We start from the raw sequence: 14,843 nt of genomic DNA, 5'->3' as shown, positions 1-14,843 counted from the left end.
GATGAAGTTCGCCGGCTGGATCTCCGGGGTCGCAGCGGCCGTCGTCGTGGCGGCCGGGGCGATCACCTACGCGGTCGCCGACGGCGACGACTCCGGCATGAAGGCCCCGGCGGCCGACTCCGCGGACGCCGGCTTCGCGCGTGACATGGCGGTGCACCACCAGCAGGCCGTCGAGATGTCGTACATCGTGCGCGACCACACCAAGAACGAAGAGGTACGCCGTCTCGCGTACGACATCGCGCAGACGCAGGCCAACCAGCGCGGCATGATGCTCGGCTGGCTGGACCTGTGGGAGCTGCCCAAGGTGTCGGCCGACGAGCCCATGTCGTGGATGGACATGAGCGGCATGCCGTCCGCCGGGGACGGCTCGCTGATGCCGGGCATGGCGACGACGGCCCAGATGGAGTCGCTGGGCAAGCTCGACGGCAAGGCCGCCGAGATCCGCTATCTGCAGCTCATGTACGCCCACCACATGGGCGGGGTGCACATGGCCAAGGGCTGTGTGGAGCGGTGCAAGGTCGGCGTCGAGCGACGGCTCGCGCAGGGGATGGTCCAGGCCCAGGAGTCGGAGATGCAGCTCATCACCGACCTGCTGAAGAAGCGCGGCGCGAAGCCACTCGCCTGAGTCGGGAGCGAAGCAGCCGGGCCGCGCGAGGCGACTCCCCGCAAGCCACGCCGGAGACACCGACGCCGGGGGCGCGACCCGACTCATGTCGGGCATCGCGCCCCAAAACCCTTGCACATACGGTTCCTTGGGCGCTTCTTGGCCCAGCCATGCCCCCGCCATTCCCCAGGCATGAACGGTTCATCGCAAGAGTGACCCCCATCCAGAGATCCATTAGGGGGTTCTCCATGAGATCCAACCGAGCCGCGGCGCGTGCCGGTGTGAGCATGGCGGCGACACTGCCTCTGCTCGCCGGCGCGCTGGCACTCGGCATACCCGCGGCCCATGCGTCGACCGACCCGGACGGCCGCGACACGCTCCAGGGCACCAAACCGCTGTGGGCCACCGCCCAGGCGGACAAGGGAGCCACGGCGGACGCCTCCCGGGTCTCGGCCCGGGTCTACCTCGCCGGCCGGGACGCGGCGGGCCTGAGCGCCTACGCCAAGGCCGTCTCCGACCCGTCGTCGCCCTCGTACGGGAAGTACCTGAGCGCAGGGCAGGCCGACGCCCGCTTCGGCGCGACCAAGGCCCAAGTGGCGAACGTGACCGCCTGGTTGAAGTCGGCGGGCCTGACCGTCACGGACACGACACGCCACTACCTCTCGGTGACGGGTGAAGTGGCCGACGCGGAGAAGGCGTTCGGCACCCAGCTGCACAACTACGCCAAGGGCAGGAAGACTTACCGGGCACCCTCCAGGACCGCCTCGACGCCCGCCGCCCTGAACGGCGCGGTGCTCACCGTCACCGGCCTGGACAACGCCCCGCACAAGGCGAACCACTCCGACACGCTGCCGCCGCCGGACGCCGTGTTCCACAACGCCGGGCCGTTCTCCTCGTACTACGGCACGAAGACCGCGACGACGCTCCCGAAGGCGTACGGCACGAAGATCCCGTACGCCGTGAAGGGCTACACCGGCAAGCAGCTGCGGGCCGCGTACGGGGCGGGCCGGGCGACCGGCAAGGGCGTGACCGTGGCGATCACGGACGCGTACGCCTCGCCGACCATCGCGGCGGACGCGGCCACCTACGCGGCGAAGCACGGCGACGCGGCGTACGGCGGCGGGCAGTTGAGCCAGGTGCTGCCGACCCAGTACACGCGGACCGAGGAGTGCGGGGCGGCGGGCTGGTACGGCGAGGAGACCCTCGACGTCGAGGCCGTGCACGCCGTCGCGCCCGCCTCGAACATCGTCTACGTGGGCGCCGAGTCCTGCTACGACGACGATCTGCTCGACTCGCTGGGCAAGATCGTCGACGGGCATCTGGCCGACATCGTCTCCAACTCGTGGGGCGACATCGAGGCCAACCAGACGCCGGACCTCGCCGCCGCCTACGACCAGGTCTTCCAGCTGGGCGCGATCGAGGGCATCGGCTTCTACTTCTCGTCCGGCGACAACGGCGACGAGGTCGCGAACACCGGTACGAAGCAGGTCGACACCCCGGCCAACTCGGCGTGGGTGACGGCGGTCGGCGGCACCTCGCTGGCCGTCGGCAAGGGCGACACGTACAAGTGGGAGACCGGCTGGGGCACGCTCAGGGCCACCCTGTCGGACGACGGCAAGAGCTGGACGGACTTCCCGGGCGCGTACACCTCCGGCGCGGGCGGCGGCACCAGCGCGACGGTCAAGCAGCCGTTCTACCAGCGGGGCGTGGTCCCGTCCGCGCTCGCGAAGGCGAACGGCAAGCAGGCCATGCGCACCGTTCCCGACATCTCCGCGATCGCCGACCCCAACACCGGGTTCCTGGTCGGGCAGTCGCAGACCTTCCCGGACGGGACGCAGAAGTACGACGAGTACCGCATCGGCGGCACCTCGCTCGCCTCGCCCGTCATCGCGGGCATCCAGGCGCTCGCCCAGCAGCAGCGCGGCGGCCACCCGATCGGCTTCGCCAACCCGGCGATCTACGACCGGTACGGCTCCAAGCTCTACCACGACGTCACGGACCGTCCAACGGGCCGCGACCTGGCCGTGGCACGCGTGGACTTCGTCAACTCGTTCGACGCGTCGGAGGGTCTGCTGACCTCCGTCCGCAGCCTCGGCAAGGACAGCTCACTGAAGGCCGTGCGGGGCTACGACGACGTCACCGGGGTGGGCTCGCCGGCCCCTGGCTATGTGACGTCATACCGTCGCTGACACGTTTCCCATGTGTTCGGCGCCCGTCCCGCGCCATCTTCTCGGCGAGGGACGGGCGCGCTCATGTGTCCAGAATCGCGTCCGCGACGTCCTGAGGACGGTCGAGCATCACAAGATGACCGGCGGGCGCGGACACACGCAACGTACCGCCGAGCCGCTCGGCAAGGACTCGCTGCCGATCGAGCCAATGACGTGAACCGCCCTCGTACGCGGCGAGCACGGTGACGGACGGCGCGTCCAGCGGAACCCGCCCCCTCAGGGAGGCCAGTTCGATGGCCTGGTCCCGGTAGCGGCCGTTCTCGGCGAGGACGGCGTGCAGGAAACGGCTGGTGGAGTAGGCACGGCGAACGAGGTCGTCCGGGGCCGGATCACGGCCACTGTGCCGCCCGACGCGAACCGCGGCGCGCCGCAGGAAGGGCCCCAGGACGCGCGGAACACCCGCGGCGGACAGCACCATGCCGCACACGCGCGTGCACGCGTCCCCGAACTCGGGGGCCCTCCTGCCCCGGGGCGCCTCCTCAATGCTGGAGTCGACGAGCACCAGCCCGGCCGTCCGCTCCGGAAACAGCCGGGCGAACGCCTCGCAGTGAAACCCGGCGAGCGAGTGCCCCACCACGGTCGCGGGCACACCGGCCCCGACCCCGGCCGCGTCGAGCACGCGCGCGATGCGCTCCGCCTCACCGGTGAGCGTGGGCCACGCGCGCGCGTGGCCGCTGAGCCCGAGCCCCGGCCGGTCGAAACGGACGACCGTGCGATGCGGGGCGAGCAGCGGAACCACGGCATCCCAGTCGAACCACGCCATCCCCAGGCCGGCGCTGAGCACGCAGACGGGCCCGGTGCCGTCGACGCGGATGTGGTGGGGAACTCCAGAGATGCGTACGAAGGTCATGGGCGGGTGTCTCCAAACCCGGCCGGGGTGCGTTCCCTGTCGCGCACGTCCGGTCCCCGAGGTGCGCCGGCTGTCCTGGGGAGAACGAGCGAGACGGCCAGCACCCCCAGCCAAACCGCGATGACGCCCACCTGAAGACGCTGGGCGACGCCCAGGCCCCAGCCGTCGTGGCCCGCCTCCAGCGCGGCGATGGCGGCCAGCGTCCAGGCGGTGGCGGCCAGTTCGAGCGTCATCAGGGCGGGGCCGGAGCGAGCCAGGGGCGCCCGGGGCGCGTACCGGCGTGCGGTGAGGGTGAGGGCCACCATGGCGACGAGGATGCCGCACAGGGCGACCGTGCTGCTCACGGAGTGCGCGGAATGGGCCACCGGCACCAGTCCCGCGCGCTCCTGCGCGGCGCACGCCGGGTCCGCGGTGGGTGCGCAGCTGAGTGGCAGGCGGGAGTCCACGGCCGTGGCCGTGCCGAAGAGGACGAGTGCGACCCAGCCGACCCTTGTCCACCGCCCCGGGGAGGGCAGCCGGAGCGATGCCAGCAGGCCTGCGGCCCACACCAGGGTGCCCGCGAGCAGGTCCGTCGTGCGGAACAGGGTGCCGTGCGGCTGGTTCCTGGCGGCCAGTTCGCTCACGTACGTGTGTGCGGGGGCGAGGCCTGTCGTCAGGACGACCTCGAGTGTCCAGGCGGTGTAGGCGAGCGCGCCGAGGGCCAGGAGGGTGGCTGTGGTCGGGCGGGGCTTGATCATTGGTGCCCATGATCGGGGTGGGGGGTTTGTTGCGCATGTTTTGTCGGGTGTGGGTTGTGTGTGGCTGGTCGCGCCGTTCCCCGCGCCCCTCGGGTTCGTGGTGGGGCGGGGACGTGCCGGGACATCCGAGCTTGCTCTGTGGGAAGTCGGGTGGGCCCGGAAACGCGGCGCTCGCACGTCCCGGCACGTCCCCTCACGCCCGGGAGACGGCTGCCGGCCCGGTGAGGGCTGAGCCCCCCAAAAAAGACAAAAACCTTGAGCTCGAGGAACTGCGCGACCGGCCTCCGACGGCCCGCGGCCGACAAACGTCCCGGTCACCCCCACCCGCCCCCCATTTCGTCGCTCTGACGATTACACTCGCCACGTGGCTCAACTACGTCTCGCCCTGAATCAGATCGACTCGACCGTCGGCGATCTCGCCGGGAACGCCGAGGCGATCGTCCGCTGGACCCGGCACTCCGCCGAGCAGGGAGCGCACCTGGTGGCGTTCCCGGAGATGGTGCTGACCGGGTATCCGGTCGAGGACCTGGCGCTGCGGTCGTCCTTCGTCGACGCGTCCCGCGCGACCCTGCACGCTCTCGCCGCCCGGCTTGCCGACGAGGGGTTCGGGGAGCTGCCGGTGGTCGTCGGCTACCTCGACCGTTCGGAGACGGCCCAGCCGAAGTACGGCCAGCCGGCGGGCGCCCCGCGCAACGCGGCAGCCGTGCTGCACCGCGGCCAGGTGGCGCTCACCTTCGCCAAGCACCACCTGCCGAACTACGGCGTCTTCGACGAGTTCCGCTACTTCGTGCCCGGAGACACCCTGCCGATCATCCGTGTGCACGGCATCGACGTGGCGCTCGCCATCTGCGAGGACCTCTGGCAGGACGGCGGCCGTGTCCCGGCCGCCCGGTCCGCCGGGGCCGGCCTGCTGCTCTCCGTCAACGCCTCGCCGTACGAGCGCGACAAGGACGACACCCGGCTCGAACTCGTACGCAAGCGTGCGCAGGAGGCCGGCTGCACGACCGCGTACCTCGCGATGATCGGCGGCCAGGACGAACTCGTCTTCGACGGGGACTCGATCGTCGTCGACAGAAACGGGGAAGTAGTGGCACGGGCGCCCCAGTTCGCGGAGGGCTGCATCGTCCTCGACCTCGAACTGCCCGCCGCGAACAGCACGACCCCCTCCGGCATCGTGGACGACGGCCTGCGCATCGACCACCTCGTCCTCTCCTCGGAGCCGCTGCCCGCATACGAGGCGGAGCTCACCGGCGGATACGCGGACCGACTCGACGACGACGAAGAGGTCTACTCCGCACTCGTGGTCGGACTACGGGCGTACGCGGCGAAGAACGGATTCCGGTCCGTGCTGATCGGCCTGTCCGGGGGCATTGACTCCGCGCTGGTCGCCGCGCTCGCCTGCGACGCGCTGGGCGCACAGAACGTGTACGGCGTGTCGATGCCGTCCAAGTACTCCTCGGACCACTCCATGGGCGACGCGGCCGAACTGGCCCGCCGCACCGGGCTCAACTTCCGGACCGTACCGATCGAGCCGATGTTCGACGCGTACATGGGGTCGCTGATGCTTGAAGGCCTGGCCGAGGAGAACCTCCAGTCGCGGCTGCGCGGCACCATGCTGATGGCCCTCTCCAACCAGGAGGGGCACATCGTGCTGGCTCCGGGCAACAAGTCCGAGCTGGCGGTGGGGTATTCGACGCTCTACGGCGACTCGGTGGGCGCGTACGGCCCGATCAAGGACGTCTACAAGACGTCGGTCTTCCGACTCGCCCAGTGGCGCAACCGCGCGGCGGCCGAACGTGGTCAGACCCCGCCGATCCCCGAGAACTCCCTCACCAAGCCCCCCAGCGCCGAGCTACGACCCGGCCAGATCGACACGGACTCGCTGCCGGACTATCCCGTCCTGGACGCAATTCTGGAGCTGTACGTGGACCGGGACACGGGCGCCGACGCGATCGTGGCCGCGGGCTTCGACCACGAACTGGTCTCGAAGACCCTGCGGATGGTCGACGCGGCGGAGTACAAGCGACGGCAGTACCCGCCGGGGACCAAGATCTCCGCGAAGGGATTCGGCAAGGACCGCCGCCTGCCGATCACCAACAGGTGGCGCGAGAACGTCTGAGCGGGAAGGGCACCGGACCGGCACCCGTCCCCGAGACGTGAGGGGACGTGCCGGGACGTGCGAGCGCCGCGCTTCCGGGCCCACCCGACTTCCCACAGAGCAAGCTCGGATGTCCCGGCACGTCCCCGCCCCACCACGAACCCGAGGGGCGCGGGGAACGGCGCGACCAGCCACACACAACCCACGGGCGACAGCCGGAGGTCACCGACGGGCGGCAGTCTCCACACGCCGCGGAACACCCCCGGCAACAACCCGCCCGGCACGGACAGTCACCCGACGACGGTCCACGACATACGCGAGTGTGGCCACGCCCAGACCCAGAACCGCGAGCCCTGCACCCGCCAGAGCAGGTGATGTCGTCCCGAACCCAGCCGCCAACGTGATCCCACCGATCCACGCACCACCGGCATTGGCAAGGTTGAACGCGGCCTGATTGGCGGACGAGGCCAGCGACGGAGCCGAGGAAGCCTTCTCCATGACCATCAGCAGAAGCGGCGAACTGGTGACGAACGCCGCCGTGCCGAGCAGCACCACAGCCAGAGCCGCACTCCAGGCCGTCCCCATCAGAACCGGGAAGAGAACCAGAACCGCCACCAGCGAGACAAGCCCCCCGAACAACGTGCCCCGCATCGAGCGGTCCGCCAGGCGGCCACCGAGCAGATTGCCGATCGTCGCGCCCACACCGAACAGCGCAAGCAGCAGGGTCACGCTGGAGTCGGCGTACCCGGCGGAGTCCGTGAGCATCGGCGTGATGTAGCTGTACGCCGAGAAGAGCGCGCCGAAGCCCGCGACGGTGGTCCCGAGGGCCAGCCAGACCGGCAGCGACTTGAGCGCGGCCAGTTCACCACGCAGCCCGGCGGCGGGAGCGTGGGATTCGTCACGCGGCAGCACCAGCGCCAGCGACGCGATGGCCACCAGCCCGATCACGCTGACGCCCAGGAACGTGGCGCGCCAGCCGAAGTTCTGGCCCACCAGCGTCGCGGCGGGCACACCCGCGATGTTCGCGACGGTCAGACCGAGGAACATCAACGAGACGGCGCGGGCCTTGCGCTCGGCGGGAACCAGGCCGGTGGCGACGACGGCTCCGACGCCGAAGAAGGCGCCGTGCGGCAGACCGCTGAGAAAACGAGCAGCAAGTAGAGAGTGGTGGTCGGGAGCGAAGGCCGAAAGCGTGTTGCCCACGACGAACAGCACCATGAGACCGATCAGAACCTTGCGGCGGGACATTCGGGCGGTCACCGCGGCGAGCAGCGGGGCGCCGATGACGACACCGATCGCGTACGCCGAGACGAGGTGGCCGGCGCTGGGGATCGAGATGCCCAGATCGTCCGCGACGTCGGGCAGCAGCCCCATCATCACGAACTCGGTGGTGCCGATGCCGAAGGCGCCCACGGCGAGGGCGAGCAGGGCCAGGGGCATGAGGGGGCCTTTCAAAGGGTGAGCGGAGTTCCGTACAGCTTATGTTCATCTACGGAACAAAGCGTCCCAGCCCCAGTATTCCCAGGGGTTACGAGCCGGTTGCCGAAAGCTTCACGCGGGCGGCGATCGGAAGATGGTCACTGCCCGTCTCCGGGAGGGTCCAGGACGTGACCGGTTCGACGCCCTTGACCATGATCTGGTCGATCCGGGCCATCGGGAACGACGCGGGCCAGCTGAACCCGAAGCCGCTGCCCGCCGCGCCCTGCGTGGAGCGCATCTGCGAGGTGACGGCGTTCAGCGCGCGGTCGTTCATCGTGCCGTTCAGGTCGCCGAGCAGCGCGACCTGCGGGAGCTTCTCGTCGGCGATGGCCTCACCGAGCGCGTCGGCGCTCTTGTCGCGCTGGCGCGCGGTGAACCCGGCCTCCATCTTCACCCGCACGGAGGGGAGATGGGCCACGTACACCGCGAGCTTCCCGTCCGGCGCGGTGACCGTGGCCCGCATCGCACGCGTCCAGCCGAGCTTGATGTCGACCGGCCCGGACCGGCTCAGCGGGTACTTGCTCCACAGGCCGACCGTGCCCTGCACGGAGTGGTACTTGTACGTCGAGTCCAGGGCCTGCTCGTACACCGGGACCGCCGAGGCCGTCAGCTCCTCCAGGGCGACCACGTCGGCACCGGACGCGGCCACGTCACGGGCCGTGCCGGCCGGGTCCGGGTTGTCGGCGTTGACGTTGTGCGTGGCGACCGTGAGATTTCCGCCACCGCCGGTCCGGTCGGCGAGCAGCCCGCCGAAGAGGTTGAGCCAGACGATCGCCGGCAGCAGCACGGCGATCAGCGCGGTCGCGGACCTGCGGACCAGTGCCAGGACGAGCAGCACCGGGATGAGGACGGCCAGCCAGGGCAGGAACGTCTCCGTGAGGCTGCCGAGGTTGCCGATGGTGTTGGGGATCCGCGCGTGCAGCCCCATGACCAGGGCGAGCACAAGGGCGAAGGCGGCGAGGACGATGCCCCGGCGCCAGATGCCCCGGTCGTTGCGGAGGGTGGAGAGCAGGCGCCGAAGCCGGGGTTCTCTGCGGTCGGACCCCTGGTCACCGCTGCCCGTCTCCGTCTTGTACGCCTGCGCCATACCGTCGCCTCACCAAGTGCCGTGCACACCATCCCTGCGGATAAGACCCTAGGGGATGATCGCGTTTGTTCTCGCCGTGCCATGACGGCCGTACGGGCACGAGGACGAAAGAGTCGACGTGAGGAGTTCCGGTTGCGGGCCCGATGGGGGCGGTCTGTGACGAAACGCGCACATTGCCGCGGGGGTTGGCGGCCCTCTGCCGGTGCGTTCAGGAGGCGGCGGGTCCCAGTCCCGCCAGGACCGTGTCCACGATCCGTTCGGGCAGGCCCTCCTCCAGCCCGGCGTCCGGGCGGATGACGGCGCGTACGAGCATGGGGCCCACGAAGAGGTCGTTGGCCAGTTCCACGTCGACGTCCGCGCGGAGTTCGCCGTTGAGCCGGCCGCGGCGCAGCACGTCGAGCGTCATCCGGCGGCGCGGTTCGATGACGGCCGAGTGGTAGACCTTCCACAGCTTGGGGCTGCTCTTCATCTGCGCGTGGACGTTGTGCATGATCGCCGAGGAGCGGTTGGCCAGACCGCGCTGCCGCAGCGATTCGAGCAGGATGATCAGGTCCTCGCGCATGGAGACGCCGGGCAGTTCCGGGTCGGGCGGTTCGGCGGTGCGCAGCACGTCGCAGAAGAGCTCCTCGCGACCGCTCCAGCGCCGGTAGATGGTGGCCTTTCCCACACCGGCGATACGGGCGACCCGCTCGATGGAGATGTCCGCGAGCGGAATGCCCTCCTCCAGCAGCTTCATGACGCCCTCGACGATCGCGTGCTCGACGGCCTCGCTGCGCGGGCGCCCTCTGACGGGTCCGCTCCCGCCGGCCGCTCCCGCCTCCTGCTCCGCGACGCCCACGTCCTCGCTCCGCTCTCGAATCCCGCTGTTCCGCCGCCCGTGTCCGGCCGGCTGCCCCGTTGATTCTCCCCGGTGCGCGGGGAGTTCGGTCGCTCGCCGTCCCGGGTGGCCGGTTCCTTGCCGTACGGCTCAGCTGTCCGCGCCCACCAGTTCCGTCTCCTTCTCCTCCGGGGCCGGTGTGCGGCCCGGCAGGAACAGGCCCACGACCACGGCGCCGACGAGGGCGACTCCCGCGCCGCACAGGGCTGTGACATGCATCGCGTGCAGGAAGGCGTCGTTGGCCGGGCCGACGAGGGCGTCTCCCCTGGGGCCGAGCTTCGCGGCGAAGCCCAGCGTCGCCTCGATGGACTCGCCCGCTGTGTGCCGGGCGGCGGCGGGCAGCTTGTCCTCGATGCCCGAGCGGTACGCGGCGGACAGCACCGAGCCGAGTACGGCGATGCCGAGGGCGCCGCCGACCTGGCGGAACGTGTTGCTGAGCGCGGAGGCGGAGCCGGCCTTCTCGCGGGGCAGGGCCTGCATGATCACGACGCTGGTGGGCGTCATGATGTGCGCCATTCCGGCGCCCATGAGGAAGAAGATGACCTCAAGGATCCAGATCGGCGTGTCCGCCTCCAGCGTGGCGAACGCGGCCAGCATGGCGGCGATGAGGAGCATGCCGCCGGTGGTGGTGGCCTTGTTGCCGAAGCGGTCCACGACGAGCCGGGCGCGCGGGGCGAAGATGAGCTGCGCGACGGCCAGCGGCAGCATCAGCAGGCCGGTCTGCAGGGGCGAGTAGCCGCGCACGCTCTGGGTGTAGAAGACGGCGAAGAAGGTGACGCCCATCAGCGCGAAGAACACGAGCGCGATGGCGCTGATCGCCGCCGAGAAGACCTTGTCCTTGAAGTAGGTGACGTCGATCGACGGGTGGCTGCTGCGCTTCTCGAACACCACGAAGCCGACGAGTACGGCGAGTCCGGCGCCGATGGTCGCGAGGACCGTGGGGTCCGTGAAGTCGGCGAGCTGGCCGCCCTTGATGATGCCGTAGACGAGCAGGACGAGCCCGACGACGGACAGTACGACGCCCACCGGGTCGATCCGGCCCGGCTTCGGGTCGCGGGAGTCGGGGACGAGCCACACCATCAGGCCCAGGGCGAGGATCACGATCGGCACGTTGATCAGGAAGACCGAGCCCCACCAGAAGTGGTCGAGGAGTACGCCTCCGGTGATCGGGCCGATGGCGATGGCGAGGCCGACGCCGCCCGCCCAGATGCCGATGGCCTTCGGCTGCTCGTCGCGCTCGAAGACGTTCATGAGGACCGCGAGGGTGGCCGGCATCACAAAGGCTGCGCCAAGGCCCATCACCGCGCGGAACGAGATGAGCTCGACCGGTGTCCCGGAGGAGGCCGCGAGCGCCGAGCCGACGCCGAAGACGAAGAGTCCGCCGAGCAGGACCTTCTTGCGTCCGAGCCGGTCGCCGAGGAGGCCCGCGGAGAAGAGCAGGCCCGCGAAGACGAGGGTGTAGGCGTTGATGGCCCACTCCAGCTCGCTCTGGGTGGCTCCCAGGCCGGTCGGGGCGGGCGTCGAGATGGTCTTGATCGCGACGTTCAGGATCGAGTTGTCCAGGACGACGATCAGCAGGCTGAGCATCAGGACGCCGAGGATCGCCCAGCGGCGCCGGTGCACGGCTTCCGGTATGCGGGTGGCAGGGACGGCGGGAGTTGTCATGCCGAAAAGCCTAGGGGAGATTCGATACGAGACCGTCTCGTATTTGAAACCCTTTACCGAGACCTTACGGGGACGTGGGGCGCGAGTGCCCCGCTCGCGGGGAGAGAGTGCCCCCTCTAGCCGTTCCCTGGCACGAGGTGCCACCATGGAGGGGATCCGGAGACGCCGTGAGGGCGCTTCGAGATGACAGAAGGAGCCGTTGCAATGACGCAGCTTTCGGCTGCCCGGGAGACCACCGACAGCAGCAGTAGGGCGCTGTACGGGGGCAAGGGCACACGCCGCATCACCGTCCGCGACATCACCACCGCCAAGGAGCGCGGCGAGAAGTGGCCGATGCTCACCGCGTACGACGCGATGACCGCGTCCGTCTTCGACGAGGCCGGTATCCCGGTCATGCTCGTCGGCGACTCGGCGGGCAACTGTCACCTCGGGTACGAGTCGACCGTGCCCGTCACCCTCGACGAGATGACCATGCTCTCGGCCGCCGTCGTACGGGGCACCTCGCGCGCCCTGATCGTCGGCGACCTGCCCTTCGGGTCCTACCAGGAGGGGCCGGTGCAGGCGCTGCGCTCGGCGACCCGGCTGGTGAAGGAGGCCGGGGTCGGAGCGGTGAAGCTGGAGGGCGGCGAGCGGTCGCACCGGCAGATCGAGCTGCTCGTGGAGTCCGGCATCCCGGTGATGGCGCACATCGGGCTCACCCCCCAGTCCGTGAACTCGATGGGGTACCGCGTCCAGGGGCGCGGCGAGGAGGCCGCCCAGCAGCTGCTGCGGGACGCCAAGGCCGTGCAGGACGCCGGAGCGTTCGCGGTCGTCCTTGAGCTGGTTCCGGCGGAGCTGGCCGCCGAGGTGACCCGGGTGCTGCACATTCCCACGGTGGGGATCGGGGCGGGGCCGGACACCGACGCGCAGGTGCTGGTCTGGACGGACATGCTCGGGCTCACCGGGGGCAAGATGCCTCGGTTCGTGAAGCAGTACGCCAATCTGCGTGAGGTCATGGGCGACGCGGCGAAGGCCTTCGCCGATGACGTCGTCGGCGGAACGTTCCCTCTGGAGGAGCACTCCGTCCACTAGTCCACTGCGGCACCAGGCAGCCCGCCGATCTTCCCCCGTCGGCGGGCTGCCCTTTTGCTCCGCAGGGGGCACGGTATTCGGCCGCGGGTCCGTCTCGGCTGGTCGCGCAGTTCCCCGCGCCCCTGGCTTTTGTCTTTCAAGGGGCGCGGGGAACTGCGCGACCAGCCACAACGCACCCGCAGCCGACATGGGACAACCGATTGTCGGTGACATATCGGCGATGTCGGTGGGATGTCGGTGGTTTGTCGGTGGGGGCTGACACCTTGGCGGCATGACGCGAATCGACAACAACCCCAGCGGCGGAAACGCCGCCGTCTCCGTACGGGGGCTGGTCAAGCACTACGGCGAGACCAAGGCACTGGACGGCGTGGACCTGGACGTCCGCGAGGGCACCGTGATGGGTGTGCTCGGACCGAACGGCGCCGGCAAGACCACCCTCGTACGCATCCTGTCCACGCTCCTCTCCCCCGACTCCGGGCAGGCGAACGTCGCCGGCTACGACGTCATACGGCAGCCGCGACAGCTGCGTCGTGTGATCGGTCTCACCGGCCAGTACGCCTCCGTCGACGAGAAGCTCCCCGGCTGGGAGAACCTCTACATGATCGGCCGGCTCCTCGACCTGCCGCGCAAGGACGCCCGCGCCCGCGCCGACGAACTGCTGGAGCGCTTCTCGCTCACCGATGCCGCCAAGCGGCCCGCGAGCACGTACTCCGGAGGTATGCGGCGGCGCCTCGACCTGGCCGCGTCGATGATCGGGCAGCCCTCCGTCCTCTTCCTCGACGAGCCCACCACCGGCCTCGACCCGCGCACCCGCAACGAGGTGTGGACCGAGATCAAGCGCATGGTCGGCGACGGTGTCACCGTCCTGCTCACCACCCAGTACATGGAGGAGGCCGAGCAGCTCGCCTCCGAGCTGACCGTCGTGGACCACGGCAAGGTCATCGCGGGCGGCGCCATCGAGGAGCTGAAGGCGAAGGTCGGCGGCCGTACTCTGCGGGTCCGCCCGGTCGATCCGCTGCAGCTGCGGCCCCTGGCCGCCGCGCTCGACGAGCTGGGCCTCACCGGCCTCGCCGCCAGCACCGTGGACACCGAACGCGGTGCCGTCCTGGTCCCGATCCTCAGCGACGAGCAGCTGACCGCCGTGGTCGGCGCGGTCGTCGCGCGCGGCATCACGCTCTCCTCCGTCACCACCGAACTGCCCAGCCTGGACGAGGTCTTCCTGTCCCTAACCGGCCACCGCGCCAGTGCCCCGCAGGACGCGACGCCCGCCCCCGACCTCGAGGAGGTCGCCGTATGAGCGCCACCACTCTTTCCACCGCCGGCCTTTCCGCCGCCGACGCCAAGGCGGACGGCCGTATCCCGCTGCGCGGCCATCTGCGCCACACCGGCGCCCTCGTCCGCCGCAACCTGCTGTGGATCCGGCAGGACCCCGAGTCGATGTTCGACGCGCTGCTGATGCCGGTCGTCTTCACCCTGCTGTTCGTGTACGTCTTCGGCGGCTCGATCGGGCAGGCCCTGGGCGGCGGTCAGGACGGGTACGTGCAGTACGTGATCCCCGGCATGATCGCGATGATGAGCATGACGCTGTCCCAGGGCGTCGGCACCGGCTTCAGCCAGGACTTCAACTCCGGTGTCATGGACCGCTTCCGGTCCCTGCCGATCGGCCGCGGTTCGGTGCTGTTCGCGAAGGTCTCCGTGGAACTCGTGCGCATGCTGTTCGCGACGACCGTGCTGATGATCGTCGCCGTCCTGGTCGGGTTCGACATCAACAGCTGGCCCGGCCTGTTCGCGGCCGTGGGCCTGGCCGCGGTGTTCGCCTCGTCGATCATGTGGGTGTTCCTCACCCTGGGCGTGATCCTGAAGAACGCACAGTCCGTGCAGGCGATGGGATTCCTCGTGTTGTTCCCGCTGCAGTTCGGCTCGTCGATCTTCGCCCCGACGGCATCGATGCCCGGCTGGCTGCAGGCGTTCACCGACTACAACCCGCTGTCCACGCTCGCCGACGCGGCCCGCGGGCTGATGGTGGGCGGTCCGGTCGCGCACGACCTGTGGGTGACCCTCGGCTGGTCGGTGGCGATCACCGCCGTGATGGCGCCGGTCGCGATCCACAAGTTCCGTACCAAGAGCTGACGTTCACGCTCACCGGA

The 14,843-nt window shown here is 70.0% G+C and carries 12 protein-coding genes; 6 read left to right on the top strand and 6 right to left on the bottom strand.

All coding sequences use genetic code 11. The features are described 5' to 3' along the window. Nucleotide 1 precedes the first annotated feature (1 nt). Nucleotides 2–625 (top strand): DUF305 domain-containing protein, encoded by a 624-nt coding sequence (locus OG718_RS37855; RefSeq protein ID WP_143632810.1) that lies wholly within the window; start codon nucleotides 2–4, stop codon nucleotides 623–625. A gap of 227 nt (nucleotides 626–852) precedes the next feature. Then, nucleotides 853–2,793, top strand: a complete 1,941-nt coding sequence (locus OG718_RS37850; protein ID WP_328846337.1) for a S53 family peptidase — start codon at nucleotides 853–855, stop codon at nucleotides 2,791–2,793. Nucleotides 2,794–2,854: 61 nt separating this feature from the next. On the opposite strand, the gene OG718_RS37845 is transcribed toward OG718_RS37850, so the two are convergent. Next, nucleotides 2,855–3,682, bottom strand: a complete 828-nt coding sequence (locus OG718_RS37845; protein WP_328846336.1) for an alpha/beta hydrolase — start codon at nucleotides 3,680–3,682, stop codon at nucleotides 2,855–2,857. Further along, complete coding sequence (locus tag OG718_RS37840) at nucleotides 3,679–4,419, bottom strand: DUF998 domain-containing protein (RefSeq protein ID WP_328846335.1); 741 nt, start codon at nucleotides 4,417–4,419, stop codon at nucleotides 3,679–3,681. Before OG718_RS37840 ends, OG718_RS37845 begins: the two co-directional genes overlap by 4 nt. Before the next feature lie 364 nt (nucleotides 4,420–4,783). Here OG718_RS37840 and OG718_RS37835 point away from each other — a divergent pair, with 364 nt between their 5' ends. Then, nucleotides 4,784–6,538: an NAD+ synthase gene (locus OG718_RS37835; protein ID WP_328846334.1), complete on the top strand. Its 1,755-nt coding sequence runs from the start codon at nucleotides 4,784–4,786 to the stop codon at nucleotides 6,536–6,538. A gap of 201 nt (nucleotides 6,539–6,739) precedes the next feature. Here OG718_RS37835 and OG718_RS37830 read toward each other — a convergent pair whose 3' ends face one another. From OG718_RS37830 to OG718_RS37815, 4 genes are all read right to left on the bottom strand, one after another. Then, entirely contained in the window at nucleotides 6,740–7,957 is a 1,218-nt protein-coding gene (locus OG718_RS37830) for an MFS transporter (protein WP_328846333.1), read from the bottom strand. A gap of 88 nt (nucleotides 7,958–8,045) precedes the next feature. Continuing rightward, nucleotides 8,046–9,083, bottom strand: coding sequence for an endonuclease/exonuclease/phosphatase family protein (locus OG718_RS37825; RefSeq protein ID WP_143631278.1), 1,038 nt, complete (start codon nucleotides 9,081–9,083; stop codon nucleotides 8,046–8,048). A gap of 208 nt (nucleotides 9,084–9,291) precedes the next feature. Continuing rightward, entirely contained in the window at nucleotides 9,292–9,921 is a 630-nt protein-coding gene (locus OG718_RS37820; protein WP_328846332.1) for a TetR/AcrR family transcriptional regulator, read from the bottom strand. A gap of 129 nt (nucleotides 9,922–10,050) precedes the next feature. Then, nucleotides 10,051–11,625, bottom strand: a complete 1,575-nt coding sequence (locus tag OG718_RS37815) for an MFS transporter (RefSeq protein WP_328846331.1) — start codon at nucleotides 11,623–11,625, stop codon at nucleotides 10,051–10,053. Nucleotides 11,626–11,829: 204 nt separating this feature from the next. Between OG718_RS37815 and panB the strand changes: the two genes are divergently transcribed. The 3 genes from panB to OG718_RS37800 all read left to right on the top strand — a co-directional run bounded on the left by panB (nucleotide 11,830) and on the right by OG718_RS37800 (nucleotide 14,826). Continuing rightward, complete coding sequence (panB, locus tag OG718_RS37810; protein ID WP_143631282.1) at nucleotides 11,830–12,696, top strand: 3-methyl-2-oxobutanoate hydroxymethyltransferase; 867 nt, start codon at nucleotides 11,830–11,832, stop codon at nucleotides 12,694–12,696. Between the two features lie 271 nt (nucleotides 12,697–12,967). Then, complete coding sequence (locus tag OG718_RS37805; protein ID WP_143631284.1) at nucleotides 12,968–13,993, top strand: ATP-binding cassette domain-containing protein; 1,026 nt, start codon at nucleotides 12,968–12,970, stop codon at nucleotides 13,991–13,993. Then, nucleotides 13,990–14,826, top strand: coding sequence for an ABC transporter permease (locus tag OG718_RS37800; protein WP_143631286.1), 837 nt, complete (start codon nucleotides 13,990–13,992; stop codon nucleotides 14,824–14,826). The genes OG718_RS37805 and OG718_RS37800 overlap by 4 nt, the downstream gene beginning before the upstream one ends. Nucleotides 14,827–14,843: the final 17 nt, after the last annotated feature.

The sequence above is a fragment of the Streptomyces sp. NBC_00258 genome (genome assembly GCF_036182465.1).
Classification (GTDB): domain Bacteria; phylum Actinomycetota; class Actinomycetes; order Streptomycetales; family Streptomycetaceae; genus Streptomyces.
The sequence above is the reverse complement of the archived record's forward strand: the minus strand, read 5'-3'. Positions and strand labels throughout refer to the sequence as shown.